The sequence below is a fragment of the Lysobacter sp. H21R4 genome (genome assembly GCF_015277535.1).
Lineage (GTDB): Bacteria > Pseudomonadota > Gammaproteobacteria > Xanthomonadales > Xanthomonadaceae > Novilysobacter > Novilysobacter ciconiae.
Genome location: NZ_CP063772.1, coordinates 2538555 through 2554292, shown reverse-complemented (window position 1 = coordinate 2554292; position 15738 = coordinate 2538555). Strand labels below are relative to the sequence as shown.

At 68.7% G+C, this 15738-nt stretch carries 13 protein-coding genes; 8 read left to right on the top strand and 5 right to left on the bottom strand.

What is annotated here, in order from left to right; all coding sequences use genetic code 11:
* Window positions 1–133: 133 nt before the first annotated feature.
* Window positions 134–667 (top strand): hypothetical protein, encoded by a 534-nt coding sequence (locus tag INQ40_RS11630; protein WP_194340554.1) that lies wholly within the window; start codon window positions 134–136, stop codon window positions 665–667.
* Here INQ40_RS11630 and INQ40_RS11625 read toward each other — a convergent pair.
* The 3 genes from INQ40_RS11625 to msrB all read right to left on the bottom strand — a co-directional run bounded on the left by INQ40_RS11625 (window position 637) and on the right by msrB (window position 2726).
* On the bottom strand, window positions 637–1353 hold the full coding sequence (locus INQ40_RS11625) for a DUF1499 domain-containing protein (RefSeq protein WP_194340553.1): 717 nt from the start codon (window positions 1351–1353) through the stop codon (window positions 637–639). The two genes, INQ40_RS11630 and INQ40_RS11625, sit on opposite strands and share 31 nt — an antisense overlap.
* Window positions 1354–1407: 54 nt before the next feature.
* Entirely contained in the window at window positions 1408–1896 is a 489-nt protein-coding gene (msrA, locus tag INQ40_RS11620; RefSeq protein WP_255524257.1) for a peptide-methionine (S)-S-oxide reductase MsrA, read from the bottom strand.
* Between the two features lie 305 nt (window positions 1897–2201).
* Window positions 2202–2726 carry a peptide-methionine (R)-S-oxide reductase MsrB gene (gene msrB / locus INQ40_RS11615; protein WP_194340551.1) on the bottom strand — a complete coding sequence of 175 codons (525 nt, stop codon included), beginning with the start codon at window positions 2724–2726 and terminating at the stop codon, window positions 2202–2204.
* Here msrB and INQ40_RS11610 point away from each other — a divergent pair.
* From INQ40_RS11610 to arsS, 5 genes are all read left to right on the top strand, one after another.
* Window positions 2725–5025: a bifunctional TVP38/TMEM64 family protein/FAD-dependent oxidoreductase gene (locus tag INQ40_RS11610; RefSeq protein WP_228482018.1), complete on the top strand. Its 2301-nt coding sequence runs from the start codon at window positions 2725–2727 to the stop codon at window positions 5023–5025. The two genes, msrB and INQ40_RS11610, sit on opposite strands and share 2 nt — an antisense overlap.
* Before the next feature lie 15 nt (window positions 5026–5040).
* Window positions 5041–5766, top strand: a complete 726-nt coding sequence (locus INQ40_RS11605) for a glycosyltransferase (protein ID WP_194340550.1) — start codon at window positions 5041–5043, stop codon at window positions 5764–5766.
* Entirely contained in the window at window positions 5763–6461 is a 699-nt protein-coding gene (locus INQ40_RS11600; RefSeq protein ID WP_228482017.1) for a DUF2064 domain-containing protein, read from the top strand. The genes INQ40_RS11605 and INQ40_RS11600 overlap by 4 nt, the downstream gene beginning before the upstream one ends.
* Window positions 6462–6540: 79 nt before the next feature.
* Window positions 6541–7401, top strand: a complete 861-nt coding sequence (locus INQ40_RS11595) for a sterol desaturase family protein (protein WP_194340548.1) — start codon at window positions 6541–6543, stop codon at window positions 7399–7401.
* Window positions 7394–8368: an arsenosugar biosynthesis radical SAM (seleno)protein ArsS gene (gene arsS / locus INQ40_RS11590; protein ID WP_194340547.1), complete on the top strand. Its 975-nt coding sequence runs from the start codon at window positions 7394–7396 to the stop codon at window positions 8366–8368. The genes INQ40_RS11595 and arsS overlap by 8 nt, the downstream gene beginning before the upstream one ends.
* A gap of 76 nt (window positions 8369–8444) precedes the next feature.
* Here the strand turns inward: arsS and INQ40_RS11585 are convergent, their stop codons facing one another.
* Both INQ40_RS11585 and putA read right to left on the bottom strand, forming a co-directional pair.
* Window positions 8445–9356, bottom strand: a complete 912-nt coding sequence (locus INQ40_RS11585; RefSeq protein WP_194340546.1) for a formate/nitrite transporter family protein — start codon at window positions 9354–9356, stop codon at window positions 8445–8447.
* A 158-nt stretch (window positions 9357–9514) separates the two neighbouring features.
* Window positions 9515–12742, bottom strand: coding sequence for a bifunctional proline dehydrogenase/L-glutamate gamma-semialdehyde dehydrogenase PutA (gene putA, locus INQ40_RS11580; protein WP_194340545.1), 3228 nt, complete (start codon window positions 12740–12742; stop codon window positions 9515–9517).
* Window positions 12743–13190: 448 nt separating this feature from the next.
* Here putA and coxB point away from each other — a divergent pair, with 448 nt between their 5' ends.
* Together coxB and ctaD are read left to right on the top strand one after the other, a co-directional pair.
* Window positions 13191–14069: a cytochrome c oxidase subunit II gene (gene coxB / locus INQ40_RS11575; protein WP_194340544.1), complete on the top strand. Its 879-nt coding sequence runs from the start codon at window positions 13191–13193 to the stop codon at window positions 14067–14069.
* Between the two features lie 44 nt (window positions 14070–14113).
* Window positions 14114–15730, top strand: coding sequence for a cytochrome c oxidase subunit I (gene ctaD / locus INQ40_RS11570; protein WP_194340543.1), 1617 nt, complete (start codon window positions 14114–14116; stop codon window positions 15728–15730).
* Window positions 15731–15738 lie beyond the last annotated feature (8 nt).

The window sequence follows — 15738 nt, the reverse complement described above, 5'->3', positions numbered from 1 at the left end:
TTGCACGACGCACGACCGCCCTGCCTGAACGGCTCCGGCCGAGGCCGGGCGGAGTTCGGCAGGGGTTCACCCCCGGAATCCGAACATGGTCATCGGCCGCTGATCATCCGCGGCGTCGCCATCGAGGTAGCCCATGTCTGTCCAGATCCCCATCGCCGGCAAGTTGCGCACACGCGTGTTCGCGCTCGCGGCCGCGGTTGCCACGCTGGCGGGCGCTGGTGCGGCCAGCGCCCAGGATTTCCGCTTCGACTGGAATCCGCGCAGCGGCGATCCGTGGGTGGACAGCCAGCTGGAGGACGTCAACCGCTACGGCGCGCGCTACCGCCAGTCCTTCATCGATGAGATGGTGCGCTACTACGGCGCGCCGCGGAACCTGGTCGAGACCCTGCTGGAAGACGAGCGCTGGGCGCCGGGGGACATCTACTACGCGTGTGCGGCCGCGGACGTGCTCGGCCGCCCGTGCCGCCATGTGGTGGAGCTTTGGCAGCGCGACCACGAACAGGGCTGGAGCGCGGTCGCCGAACAGCTCGGGATTACGCCCGGCTCGGCCCGGTTCGACCGCATCAAGCGCGGTTTCGTGCCGACCTACGATCGCTGGGGGCGCCCCATCCAGATCGACGAGGACCTCTCGCGTCACTACCCCAAGCGGGCCAGCGCCGCCAGGTAGGCCCGGATCCGCTTGGCGTTGGTGCCGGCGTCGCTCTTGCCGACGCGGGAGACCGAGCGCACATCGATCCGGCTGCCGCCACCTTCGGCTTCCACCCGGATCACGACGTCGTCGGTGAAGCCGAACCACATGGTCGTGTCGCTGGCCTCGATGCGCCCGCTTGCCGGATCGCTGGCGACGATATCCCAGCCCATTTTCCTTGCCGCCTCCAGCGCCTGTTCGAACGCCTGCGCTGGCGGTAGCGCGCTCTTGTACGGCCGCAGTTCCGGGTAGGCGGTCCGCTGCTGCTGGGCGATTTCCGCGCCGCCGTATTCAGCCGGATTGGCTGCATCGGCGCGCAGGGGAAGGATGTCCATGAACTGCGGCGGTCCCGCTGTATCGGTGCTGATGTCGTGAATCGGCGGCACCTGCCTGGCAGCGCGCATCGCGTTCCAGGGCACGAACGCAACGCCAAGGCCGATGAGCAGCGCTCCCGCCAGCACCATTCCCCCCGCACGGCGGACCGAGGGCGCCATCAACAGCAGCACTGCCGCAGCTGCCGCCCCGAGGCCGATGTAGGCCGCCCAGCGCATCAAACCGAAACCGGTGCGGAAGTCCCACAGGCCCATCCTGGTGCCCGGGCCGGCGATCAGCAGCACGAGCACGGCCAGCAGTGCGACGACGAGGACCAGGCGGGGAAGGCGCATGCAGGACTCCATTCGGATGGGCGGCGCGGTGGAGTAGCCTCTCGGACTTCGACCTTAGCCTGCCTTGCCCCAGATTTCCTCCAGCCGCCGATCGCGGCCACAGCTGTAGCGGTAGTACTTGTAGCGCACCGGATTCTTCCGGTAGTAGTCCTGATGGGTGTCCTCGGCCGGATAGAACCTGGCCGCCGGTTCGATCCGCGTCGCGATGGTCTGCTGGCGGAAGCGCGGGTCTGCCTGCAATGCCTTCCTGCTGGCCTCGGCCAGGCGGCGCTGCTCATCGTTGACCGGGAAGATCGCGCTGCGGTACTGGGCGCCGACGTCGCAGAACTGCCGATCCACGGCGACCGGATCGATGTTGCGCCAGAACACCTGCAGCAACTTCGGGTAATCGACCCGGCTCGGGTCGTAGGTGATCTTCACCGCTTCGGCGTGGCCGGTACGCCCGGCGGACACCTGCTCGTAGGTCGGGTTGGCCACGCTCCCGCCGATGTAGCCCGATTGGGTGGACACCACGCCGGACAGCGCGTCATAGGGCGGCTCCATGCACCAGAAGCAGCCGCCGGCGAAAATTGCGGTCTCGGTCGCCGGTGGGGCTGCGGCTGGCGGCGCGGGTTTGTCCGTGACGGTGGCCTGCGCGGAGGTTGGCCCGCTCGCGCGCGTCGTTTCAGCGCCTGCGACGGCCAACCGGGAGGACGCGGTCGCAACGCCTGGGCCGGCGTTCGCGCCGGCACTCGCGCGCGCGCCGGCGTCGTGCTCGGCGCAAGCGGCCAGCAGCAACAAGGCGGCCAGACACCCGGGCCACGCGAGGCGGCGTCGAGAGGCAGCCGAAAACGGGGAAGCAATCATGTTCAACCCCTCAGGGCCGGAAGTGGTTCGGAGCCGGGCACGAAGCGCAGCGCCAGGCCGTTGTTGCACCAGCGCTTGCCCAGCGGAGGCGGGCCGTCGTTGAACACGTGGCCCTGATGGCCGCCGCAACGGGCGCAGTGGTATTCGGTGCGAGGAATCAGCATCACGAAGTCGCGCTTGGTCTGCATGCTGCCGGCGATCGGCTGGGTGAAGCTGGGCCAGCCGGTGCCGCTCTCGTACTTGTGCGCGCTTTCGAACAGCGGCAGGTAGCAGGCGGCGCACACGAACGTGCCGTCGCGCTTTTCCTCGTTCAGCGGGCTGCTTCCGGCGCGCTCCGTTTCGTCTTCGAAAAGCACCCTGAACGCCGCGGGGCTGACCATGTCGCGCCAGAACGCCGGCGCGTGCGCCAGCGAGGTGACCGCCGCGGTGCCGGCCGGGGCTGCCGGCGCGGCCGCGCGGGAACAGGCTGGAAGCAAGGGCAATGCGGCGAAAGCAGCGAGGCCCTGCAATACGGTGCGTCGATTCATGGAGGTCTCCGGTTGCATTGCCGACCTGACGGACTCGAGCATCCGCTTTATCGAGTCGCACGTGGACGCTTCATACTGGGCGTCGTGGGATGGCCGGCGGGTGAACGCGTCCGGCAAGCCCGATCACCACCACTCCGGAGGCAGGATGGACGACCGCGCGTTCCAGCGACGGTGGGGCTGGCTCGCTTTGCTGCTTGCCATCTCGGCGCTGCTGTGGGCCTGGCAAGCGGGGCTGGCCGACCTGCTGACCCTGGAGCAGCTCAAGGCCCGGCAGGCCGACCTGGGCGAGTGGGTCGGGCAGAACCGCTGGCTGGCGGCGGGCACGTTCTTCCTGGTCTATGTCGCGGTTGCGGCCACATCCGTGCCTGGCGCGGCCGTGCTGACCATTGCCGCGGGCGCGCTGTTCGGGCTGCTGGAAGGCACGGTGCTGGTCTCCTTTGCCAGCAGTATCGGCGCCAGCCTGGCGTTTCTGGTGGCCCGGTTTGCCCTGCGCGAGCGCCTGCGGGCGCGCTACGGCGAGCGGCTGAAGAAGATCGACGTCGGCATCGCCCGTGACGGCTGGCGCTACCTGATGACCCTGCGCCTGGTGCCGGTATTCCCGTTCTTCCTGGTCAACCTGCTGGCCGGCCTGACCGCGCTGCCGCTGCGCACGTTCTACTGGGTCAGCCAGCTGGGCATGCTGCCGGCGACCGTGGTGTACGTCTACGCCGGCACCCAACTGGCGCGGATTGATTCGCTGGCCGGCGTGCTTTCCCCCGGCCTGCTGCTCGCGCTGGTGTTGCTGGGTGCACTGCCGCTGCTGGCCAAGGGATTCACCGCGTGGCTGGCGGCGCGCCGGGTATACCGCCGCTACCGGAAGCCGCGGCGGTTCGACTACAACGTGGTGGTGATCGGGGCGGGGTCGGCGGGACTGGTCTCGGCCTACATCGCCGCCACGGTGAAGGCGCGGGTCGGGCTGGTGGAAAAAGACGCCATGGGCGGCGACTGCCTGAACACCGGCTGCGTACCGTCCAAGGCCCTGCTGCGCACCGCGCGCCTGCTGGCAGAGGCAGCTGACAGCCAGCGCTACGGCGTGCGCGGGATGTCCGCGGAGTTCGATTTCGCCGACGCGATGGAGCGGGTGCAGCAGGTGATCGCGCGCATCGCCCCGCACGATTCGGTCGAGCGTTACACCGGCCTCGGCGTGGAGGTCATCACCGGCGCGGCGAGGGTGCTGAGCCCGTGGGAGGTCGAGGTCGACGGGCAGCGCCTGAGTGCGCGCAGCCTGATCATCGCCACCGGTGCACGTCCCCTGGTGCCGCCGATTCCCGGGATGGACGGCGCGTACTACCTGACCAGTGACACGCTGTGGGGCCTGCGCGAACTGCCGAAACGGCTGCTCGTGCTCGGCGGCGGGCCGATCGGTTGCGAGCTGGCGCAGGCCTTCGCGCGCTTCGGCAGCGCGGTCACCGTGGTGGAGATGGCGCCGCGCCTGCTGGGACGCGAGGATGCCGACGCCGCCGAGGCGGTCGCGCGGCAACTGCAGCGGGACGGGGTGCATCTGGCGACCGGCCACAAGGCGTCGCGGGTCGAGGGCAGCGGCGCGGGCGGACGCCTGGTGTGTGACCACGGCGGCGCCGAGGTGGTCTTCGAATACGACGCCCTGCTGGTGGCGCTGGGCCGCAGCGCCAACGTGGAAGGCTTCGGACTGGAGGAGCTGGGCGTGCGCCTCAGCGAGCGCAAGACCATCGATGCCGACCCGATGCTGCGCACCAATTTCCCCAACATCCTGGTCTGCGGCGATGTCACCGGTCCCTATCAGTTCACCCACGTCGCCTCGCATCAAGCCTGGTATGCGACGGTGAACGCGCTGCTGGCGCCGTGGTGGTCGTTCAAGGTCGACTACCGGGTCATTCCTTGGGCCACATTCACCGATCCGGAAGTGGCGCGCGTGGGCCTGTCCGAGGATGAGGCCCGCGATCAGGAGATTGCGGTCGAGGTCACCCGCTACGCACTGGACGGCCTGGACCGGGCGATCGCCGACGGCGCCGATGCCGGCTTCGTCAAGGTGCTCACCGCGCCGGGCAGGGACCGCATCCTGGGTGCCACGATTGTGGGCGCGCATGCCTCCGAGATGCTGGCCGAATTCGTGCTCGCCATGAAACACGGCATCGGCCTGAACAAGCTGCTGGGGACGATCCACGTCTATCCGACTTTTGCCGAAGCCAACAAGCACGTTGCCGGCAACTGGAAGCGCGCCAACGCGCCGGCCGGTGTGCTGCGCTGGGCAAAGCGCTACTTCGCCTGGCGGCGGTGCTGAGCCGTGGGTCCGGTTATGGAGCCAGACACCGTGCTCGCGCCGCTGGCCCGGCTGACCGTCGTGGTCCCGGTGGGTCCCGGCGACAGCCTGTCGCCGCGACTGCGCGAGCAGCTCACCCAGCTTCCGCCGGGTGCGCAGGTGGTCGTGGTGGAATGCGAAGCGGGGCCCGTGCGCCGGGAACAGTCTGCGGTGGCAGCCGTAGATGCGCCTGCCGGACCGCGCTGGCACGCATTGCACTCACCCGCGGGCCGGTCGCTGCAACAAAACGCCGGCGCCGCGGCGGGAGACGGGCAGTGGCTGTGGTTCCTGCATGCCGATGCCGCGCTCGCGCCGGAAACCCTGCCGGCGCTGGCGCGCTTTGTCGCTGAAGGTCGATCGGCGCTGGGTTACTTCGATCTGCGCTTTCTCGGCGACGGACCCGCGCTGATGCGACTCAACTCAGTGGGCGTCTGGCTGCGCAGCCGGGTGCTGCGCCTGCCATTCGGCGACCAGGGATTCGTGCTGCCGCGAAGCCTGTTCACTGCGGTCGGCGGGTTCGATCCGGCGACCAACCGCGGCGAGGACCATCAACTGGTCTGGCGCGTGCGTCGCGCCGGCGCGCCGGTTGTCGCCGTCGGCGCGCCGCTCTACACCAGCGCCCGTCGCTATGCTGCGCGTGGCTGGGCCGCAACCACGATCCGGCACGTCGGCGAGACCCTGCGCCAGGCGTGGCGGTTCTCGCGCACGGAGCAGCCGCGGTGAGCGGTGCACTGGCGATCTTCGTCAAGACGCCGGGACGATCGGCGCTGAAGACACGCTTGGCCGCCGGCACCGGAACGGCCTACGCGCAGCGGTGGTATGAGCTTGCAGCCGAGGCGGTCGCCTCGGTGGCCGCCCAGGCGCGCGAGCAATTTGGACTGACCGTGTACTGGGCCGTGGCTGAAGCCGGCGCAGAAAGTGCGTGGACCGGCCTTCCGACCCTGGCCCAGGGCGATGGCGATCTGGGAACGCGCATGGCGCGCGTGCATTCGGCGCTGGTGGAGCGGCACGGTTTTGCGCTCCTGATCGGCGCGGACGCCCCGCAACTGACGGCGTCGTTGCTCGGCGAGGCGACGCGCTGGTTGGCTGTCGCCGGCGCGACCGAGCCGCGACTGTCGTTGGGCCCGGCCAGCGACGGCGGCTTCTGGCTGTTCGGCAGCAACACGGTGGTCCCGCTGCAGGCCTGGACCCGGGTCGGCTACAGCCAGGCCGATACCGCGAACCGTTTCCACGAATCCTTGCGGCCGTACGGATCCTGGCAAACGCTGGCAACGCTCACCGACGTCGATCGCGCCGGGGACCTGAAGCCTGTGCAACACGCGCTGGCCGCGCTGGCCGCGCCCACCCCCGCGCAGCGCACACTGGCGCAATGGATGCACGACACCCCTGCGATGCGGGACAGGGACGCGAGCCAATGACGCCCGCGCACGCGCCGATTCGCGCCCGCCCACGCGTGCGCCGCCCGAGCTTGCGTTCCACAGTGCCGGCTGCGCCGCAATGAATCCGAGCGACTGGGTGATGCAGCACGAAGCCGCCCTGCGTCTGGGCAGCTTCGTCGCCGTGCTCGGCGCGCTGGCCATCGCCGAGCGCATCTGGCCCGCGCGCGGCGACGCCCGCCCGGCGCGCCGGCAGCTGGCGAACCTGGGCCTGATGCTCATCAACACCGGGCTGCTGCGGCTGGTCTTTCCGGTGCTGGCCGTCGCGGTGGCGATGTCGGTGCACTCACGCGGCGGCGGCTTGTTCGGCCTGCTGGGGTTGCCGGCGTGGCTCGAGATCGGGCTCACGGTGCTGGTGATGGACGCCGCGATCTACGCCCAGCACCGATTGCTGCATACCGTCCCGCTCCTGTGGCGGATGCACCGCGTGCACCACACCGACCTGGGCTTCGACGTCACCCTGGGGGTGCGCTTCCACCCGCTGGAAATGGCCTTCTCGATGGGGATCAAGCTGACCCTGGTCTATCTGCTGGGCGCGCCGGCGCTGGGCGTGGTCGCGTTCGAGATACTGCTCGCGGCCGCCAGCCTGTTCACCCACGCCGACTTCGCGTTCCCGCCGCGCGTCGAGCCGTGGCTGCGCGCGGCCGTGGTGACCCCCTCGATGCACCGCACCCACCACTCGGTGCTGCGCCATGAGACCGACAGCAACTACGGCTTCCTGCTGTCGGCCTGGGATCGACTCTTTGGCAGCTACACGCCACGCCCGCTGCGTCCGGAGCGCGAGATGCCGATCGGCCTGAGCCAATGGCGCACGCCTGACGGGCTCGGGCTGCCCGCGCTGCTGCTGCAGCCCTTCCGCGCCGCGCCGGTGGCCGGACCAGCGCCGGCTCGCTTCGCCGACAAGGAAACCCCCGATGCATGACACCTGGCCGCTGCTGCGCGACAGCGATTTCCCGCGCATCACGCGTGGCCGGCTGCAGACCCTGCAGCTCAACCTGGGCTATCTGTGCAACCTCAGCTGCATCCATTGCCACGTCGCCGCCGGCCCGCGCCGGACCGAGCTGATGGACCGGCCGACGATGGAGCTCGCGCTGCAGGTGGCCGCCCGCCACGGTGTGGGCACGCTTGACGTGACCGGCGGCTCGCCGGAGATGAATCCGCACTTCCGCTGGCTGGTCGAGCAGGCCCGCGATGCCGGCCTGCATGTCATGGACCGGCTCAACCCGACCATCATGGAAGAGCCTGGCTACGACTGGGTGGGCGAATTCCTGGCCCGCCATAGCGTGGAGGCGATCGCCTCGCTGCCCTGTCACAGCGAGCAGAATGTCACCGAGCAGCGCGGCAAAGGCGTGTTCGAGGCCTCCATCCGCGCGCTGCGGACCCTCAACACGCTGGGCTACGGGCAGCCCGGCAGTGGGCTGGTCCTGAACCTCGTCTACAACCCCAACGGTGCGTTCCTGCCGCCCCCGCAGGCGCAGCTGCAGGCCGACTACCGGCGCCTGCTGCAGGACGACTTCGGCATCGTGTTCAACCGGCTCTACACGATGGCGAACATGCCGATCCAGCGCTACGGCTCGTGGCTTGTGTCCAAGGGCGAGTTCGCCCCCTACATGGCGACCCTGAAGCAGGCGCACCGCACGGAAAACCTGGCCGGGGTGATGTGCCGCTCGTTGATCAGCGTCGACTACCTGGGCCATGTCTACGACTGCGATTTCAACCAGATGCTGCACCTGCCGCTGGGCGCGCGCGAACCCTCCGCCCCCGATGCACCCCGGCCGCACCTGCGCGACCTGCTCGGCGGTCCGGTGACCCGCGCGATCGCCACAGCGCAACACTGCTACGGCTGCACGGCGGGACAGGGCTCCAGCTGCGGCGGCGCACTGGTGTAGGCGTCCGGCCGGGCAGGGCGATCAACCGGGCGTCCGGTCAGCGGCCCTCCGGCGCATCTCGCCTGCTCGCGTCCGATCACTCGCCGCCGCTGCGCACCTGGGCGTGGCTGAGCAGGGCGAAGATCAGGCTGCCGCCGACGACGTTGCCGGCCAGGGTGGGCAGGGCGAAGCGCAGCGCGGCGTCGGCAAACGAGGACTCGCCGGCGAACACCATGTACATCGCCTCCGCCGAACCGACCACGATATGGGTGAATCCGCCTATCGCGATCAGGTAGGTGCAGATCAGGATAATTGCCACGCGTGCGCGCTCGGTGGCCTCCATCATCCAGACCATCATCGCGATGATCCAGCCGGCCAAGATGCCCTTGGTGAACATCTCCAGCGCACTGTTCTCCATCAGCTCGTGCCCGATCGCGACGAAGGCCGCCTGCCCGGCGGCATCGAACTGCTGCATATGCAGCAGGCCGAAGGCAAACACGGTCGCCCCGACCAGGTTGCCCGCCAGCACCACCGACCACAGGCGCAGCAGGCGACCGAAATTGTGCGCGCTGGGCTTGGTCATCAGCGGCAGCACGGCGGTGAGCACGTTCTCGGTGAACAGCTGCTGGCGGGCCACGATCACCGCCAGGAAGCCGAAGGTGTAGCCCATCGAGTCGATCAGGAACGCGCCGGGCAACCCCTCCATGTGCCGGTGCAGCACGCCGCGGGCGAGGAAGGAGAACCCCATCGTCAGCCCGGCCGCAAACGCCGACCAGGCCAGCGTGGCGATGTTGCGCTTGAGCTCCTCTTGGCCGGCGCGGCGGATGATCTCGTGCAACAGCGCCGCGCGCGGCGCACCGCGCTCCTCGACGTCGCGCCGCTCCTCGTCCGAGAGCGAGAATCCGCTGTCGGATTCCTCCTTCAGGGTTTCCTCGACCTCGGCTTCGTCACGCGCCTCGGCCGCCTCGTCGTCGCGCTTGCGCGCGTCCTTGTCGATCTCGTCGGGCATGGGTCACCTGGTGCTGGCGCAGTGGCTGCGCCGCACTTTTATCGCACAGGTGGCTGTGACGCCGATGCATCCCCGCGGCGCCCCCGTCGCATGCACGGATGCAATGCGGCAAGGGCAGGGGGGGAGTGGATCATCCATGCAGGATCAACCGCTCAGGGTCAGTCGCCCAGCGTCAGCAGCGAGGCGTTGCCACCGGACGCCGTGGTGTTGATGGTGACGGTCTTCTCGGTGGTGAAGCGGGTCATGTACTGCGGTCCGCCGGCCTTGGGGCCGGTGCCCGACAGTCCCTGCCCGCCGAAGGGCTGCACGCCGACCACCGCACCGATCTGGTTGCGATTGACGTAGCAGTTGCCAACGCGCGCGCGCGCCGCGATCCGGTCCACCGTGGCATCGATGCGCGAGTGCACGCCCAGCGTCAGGCCGTAGCCGGTGGAGTTGATCGCGTCGATCACCCCGTCCAGGTCGTCGGCCTTCCAGCGCAGCACGTGCAGCACCGGCCCGAACACTTCCTTCTTCAACTGGTCGAGCGAGCGCAGCTCGTAGGCGCGCGGCGCGAAGAACGTGCCGTGCGCGGTGTCCTCGTCCAGCTGCACCACCGCGATCGGGGTGGCTTCGCGGTCCATGCGGTCGGCGTGTTTCTGCAGCATCTCCAGCGCGTCGTTGTCGATCACCGGGCCCACGTCGGTGGACAGCAGGCCGGGGTCGCCGACTTTCAGCTCGGCCATCGCGCCGGCGAGCATCGTCACCACCTTGTCGGCGATGTCCTCCTGCACGAACAACACCCGCGCCGCCGAGCAGCGCTGGCCCGCCGAGGTGAAGGCCGAGTTCATCGCGTCCTGCACCAGCTGCTCGGGCAACGCGGAGGAGTCGGCGATCAGCGCGTTCTGGCCGCCGGTCTCGGCGATCAGGGTGCCGATCGCGCCGTCGCGTGCGGCCAGCGCGCGGTTGATCGCGTTGGCGGTCTCGTTGGATCCGGTGAAGGCGACGCCGGCGATGCGGCGGTCCCCGGTCAATGCCGCGCCCACGGTGGCGCCCTCGCCGGGCACGAACTGCAGCACCTCCTCCGGAATGCCGGCTTCGTGCATCAGGCGCGTGGCGGCATAGCCGATCAGGTTGGTCTGCTCGGCCGGCTTGGCGATCACGGTGTTGCCCGAGGCCAGTGCAGCGGCCGCCTGGCCCAGGTAGATCGCCAGCGGGAAGTTCCACGGGCTGATGCAGACGAACACGCCGCGCCCGCCGATCTCCAGGGTGTTGGACTCGCCGGTGGGACCGGGCAGCGGCTCGGGCTCGAACATGATCCGCGCCTGGCTGGCGTAATAGCGCAGGAAGTCGACCGCCTCGCGGACCTCACCGACGCCGTCGGCAATCGACTTGCCCGCCTCGCGCGTGCACATCGCGATGAACTCGCCCATGCGCGACTCCAGCATGTCGGCGGCGCGCTCCAGGATCGCCGCGCGGTCCGCCGCCGGGGTCAGGTTCCACTTGGGGAACGCGGCCACCGCGTTGCTGAGCGCTTTCTCGACCACCTCGGTGCTCGCCGGCAGCCAGTGGCCGACCACCTGCCGGCGATCGGCCGGATTGGTCACCGCGCGGGTGTCGCCCGACGGGGTGGCGCCCGGCACCAGCGGCGCGGCGCGCCATTCCTGGGCCGCGGCGTGGTTGACCTGCTCGGCCAGCTCGCGCAGCCGGTCATCGTCGGCAAGATTGACGCCCATCGAATTGCTCCTGTCGCAATACTTCAGTGAATCGGCGTAACTACGGAAGACATCCACCGGCAGCGGGATGCGCGGGTGGGGGATGCTGTCGAACGCGGCCACCGCCTGCAGCGGATCGCGCACCAGGTCGGCAACGGGCACGCTCTCGTCGGTGATGCTGTTGACGAAGCTGGAGTTGGCGCCGTTCTCCAGCAGCCGGCGGACCAGATAGGGCAGCAGGTCCTCGTGGCTGCCGACCGGCGCGTAGACCCGGCAGGGCACGTCCAGGCGGTCGGCGGGGATCACCTCGGCATACAGGTCATCGCCCATGCCGTGCAGCTTCTGGAACTCGAACTCGACGCGCTGGCCGTCGCGGTTGGCCATTGCGTGCACGGCGGCGATGGTCTGCGCGTTGTGGGTGGCGAACATCGGGTAGATCGCATCGGCCGCCGCCAGCATGCGCCGTGCGTTGGCCAGATAGGACACGTCGGTGTTGGGCTTGCGGGTGAACACCGGATAGCCGGGGTAGCCATCGACCTGGGCACGCTTGATCTCGCTGTCCCAGTAGGCGCCCTTGACCAGCCGGACCGGGATCCGGCGGCCGGTGCGGCGGGCCAGGTCGGCGATGAAGTCGATCACTTCCGGCGCGCGCTTCTGGTACGCCTGGATCGCCAGCCCGCAACCGTTCCAGCCCTCCAGGGAAGCGTCGGTATAGGCGGCGGCAAACACGTCCAGCGACAGCTCCAGGCGGTCGGCTTCCTCGGCGTCGACGGTGAAGCCGATGCCATGGCGCCGCGCCAGCTGGGCCAGCTCGAGCACCCGCGGGGTCAGCTCGGTGAGCACGCGCCTGCGCTGGGCGTGCTGGTAGCGCGGATGCAGCGCCGACAACTTGACCGAGATGCTGGGCGTGGCGAACACGTCGCTGCCGACGTAGCTGGCGCTGCTGCCGATGGCCGTGATCGCGTCACGGTAGGACTGCAGGTAGCGCGCCGCGTCGGCGGCGGTCAGCGCGGCTTCGCCGAGCATGTCGTAGGAGTAGCGGTAGTGGGCGTTGTCGCCCTTCTTTGCCCGCGCCAGGGCCTCGCCGATGGTGCGGCCCATGACGAACTGGTGGCCCATGATCCGCATCGCCTGGCGCACGGCCAGGCGGATCACCGGCTCGCCGAGCCGGCCCACCAGCCGCGAGAACGCGCCGTGCACGTCGCGCTTGGTGCCATCGGCGAGGTCGACCAGCCGCCCGGTCAGCATCAGTCCCCAGGTCGATGCGTTGACCAGCACCGAATCGGACTGGCCGACGTGGCGCTTCCAGTCCGCATCGCCGAGCTTGTCGCGGATCAGCTTGTCGGTGGTGATCGGATCGGGAATGCGCAGCAGGGCCTCGGCCACGCACATCAGCAGCACGCCTTCCTCGCTGCCCAGGTCGTACTGGCGCATGAAGGCCTCGATGGCGCCCTGCTCGGATGCGCGCGCGCGCACGCGACGGACCAGGTCGGCGGCCATCGCCTGCACCGCGGCCTGTTCGGCCGGCGGCAGGGTGGCCTGCTCGGCCAACTGGCGCACGTGGCTGGCCTCGTCGCGCGACCACGCGGCGGCCAGCGCGGCGCGGGAACCGGAACCGGCGGGGGGCAACTCGGGACTGATCAACGGCACAGGCGGCGTCGACAGGCCGGGAAAAGGAGATGGGATGGTCATCGATACCGCTCAGGCAGGGCGACGGAAAGCCGCCAGGAAATGGCAGGGGCATAGTCTAGGGGCAAACCCTGCCCGATGCCTTGCACAGTGGGGCTTTCAGGCCGTCCGGGCGACACCGGCCACGGGCGGTTCAGCTGGGCGTCGACGCGCGTTCAGCGGGCAGACGGCTCGCCGGCGATGATCCGGATCAAGGACACTGCGGCGTGACTCTGGCAGGGGATCGCTTGCCGCGATCCATCCACGGGGATACCCTTCTGCGGACTATCCGTAGCGTCTGCATCGACGTGACGGGCCCCGGGCGGGCTCGCCGGCACCCTTCGACCACCCGCGGCACTCCGGCGCGGACCTCGCAGTGGCTACCCGCGGAGCGGAACAGCATCACCACCTGACTAACAAGCGGATCTTGGGGCTCGAATTGATGAAAGCCGGTCGTTTCACGTAAACCGCCATGGCGCTCGCCGCAATGGCGACTCCGATGTTGGCGTTCGCCCAGAGCGCGGACCCCGTGCGCTGGCAGCTCAACATGGGCCGCGGCGTCACGCCGCTGTCCAACAACGCCTATGACGCGCACATGCTGGCCCTGTGGATCTGCCTGGGCATCGGCGTGGCGGTGTTCATTGCCATGGGCATCGCGATGTTCCGCTTCCGCAAGTCGCGCGGGGCGGTCGCCGACACCAAGTTCGTCCACAACACCCGCCTGGAGATCGTCTGGACCCTGATTCCGGTGATCCTGCTGGTGGCGATGGCCGCGCCGGCGACCACCAAGCTGGTGAAGATGTACGACCACCGCGATTCGGAGATGACGGTCAAGGTGACCGGTTACCAGTGGATGTGGGAATACGAGTACCTGGGCGAGGACGTCAGCTTCGTCAGCCGGCTGGACCGCGAGCACGACCGCATCCGCCAGAGCGGCATCGTGCCCGGCCATGACGAGCACCCGACCTACCTGCTGGAAGTCGACAACGAGCTGGTGCTGCCGGTCGACACCAAGGTCCGCTTCGTGATCACCGCCGACGATGTCATCCACTCCTGGTGGGTGCCGGCGCTGGGCTGGAAGCAGGACGCCGTGCCGGGAATCATCAACGAAGCCTGGGCCGACATCGACACCCCGGGCATCTACCGCGGCCAGTGCGCGGAGCTGTGCGGCAAGGACCACGGCTTCATGCCGATCGTGGTGCGCGCGGTGCCCAAGGAAGAGTTCCAGCAGTGGCTGGCCGCCAGGAAGGCCGGCGCGGATGTCGCGACCGCGGTCCCGCAGAGCGCCCGGCCCAGCACTGAATCCACCACCCAAACCGACCCCGCGGCTGCTGTCGCGGTCGCCCGCTGATCGCCATGCCGGCGTTTGCACCCAACGAATCCCAGAGGTAGGCCATGGCTGCCACGCACCCCGTCACCGATACGCATGACGACCACGCCCACAAGCAGGGTTTCGTCGAACGCTGGCTGCTGTCCACCAACCACAAGGACATCGGCACGCTGTACCTGCTTTTCAGCTTCGTGATGTTCATCATCGGCGGCGCTTTCTCTGTGGTCATTCGCAGCGAACTGGCGCAGCCCGGCCTGCAGTTCGTCGACCCGGAATTCTTCAACCAGATGACGTCGCTGCACGCGCTGGTGATGATCTTCGGCGGCGTGATGCCGGCCTTTGTCGGCCTGGCCAACTGGATGATCCCGCTGCAGATCGGTGCGCCGGACATGGCCCTGCCGCGCATGAACAACTGGTCGTTCTGGATCCTGCCGTTCGCCTTCGCGATGCTGCTGATGACCCTGTTCCTGCCGGGCGGCGCGATGGGCGGTGGCTGGACCATGTACCCGCCGCTGTCGTTGCAGGGCGGCTCCAACGTGGCCTTCCAGATCTTCGCCATCCACATGATGGGCGTCAGCTCGATCATGGGTGCGATCAACGTGATCGCCACCGTGCTCAACATGCGCGCGCCGGGCATGGACCTGCTGAAGATGCCGATCTTCACCTGGACCTGGCTGATCACCGCGTTCCTGCTGATCGCGGTGATGCCGGTGCTGGCCGGCGCGGTCACGATGCTGCTGACCGACAAGTTCTTCGCGACATCCTTCTTCAACGCCGCCGGCGGCGGTGATCCGGTGATGTACCAGCACATCTTCTGGTTCTTTGGGCACCCGGAGGTCTACATCATGATCCTGCCGGCGTTCGGCATTGTCTCCGAGATCATTCCGACCTTCAGCCGCAAGCCGCTGTTCGGCTACCAGGCCATGGTCTACGCGACCGCGGCGATCGCGTTCCTGTCGTTTATCGTCTGGGCGCACCACATGTTCACCGCTGGCATGCCGCTGGGCGGCGAGCTGTTCTTCATGTACGCCACTATGCTGATCTCCATCCCCACCGGGGTGAAGATCTTCAACTGGGTCACTACCATGTGGCGCGGCTCGATCACCTTCGAGACGCCGATGCTGTTCGCCGTCGCGTTCGTGATCCTGTTCACCATCGGCGGTTTCTCCGGCCTGATGCTGGCGATCGTGCCCGCGGACTTCCAGTACCACGACACCTATTTCGTGGTCGCCCACTTCCACTACGTGCTGGTGACCGGCTCGGTGCTGGCGCTGATCGCGGCGGTGTACTACTGGTGGCCCAAGTGGACCGGCCGCATGTACAACGAGACCTGGGGCAAGATCCATTTCTGGTGGACGATGGTGTTCGTCAACCTGCTGTTCTTCCCGCAGCACTTCCTCGGCCTGGCCGGCATGCCGCGCCGCATCCCCGACTACAACGTCGTGTTCGCGGACTGGAACCTGGTCAGCTCGATCGGCGCGTTCGGCATGTTCGTCACGCCGTTCCTGATGTTCGCCATCCTGCTGCATTCCAAGAAGTACGGTGCCAGGGCGGCCATGCGTTCCTGGGAAGGCGCGCGTGGTCTGGAGTGGACGGTACCCAGCCCGGCGCCGCACCACACCTTCACGCTGCCGCCGGTGATCCGCGACGGCGACCTCGCCCACGGCGATGTCACCCACTGATTCGCCCG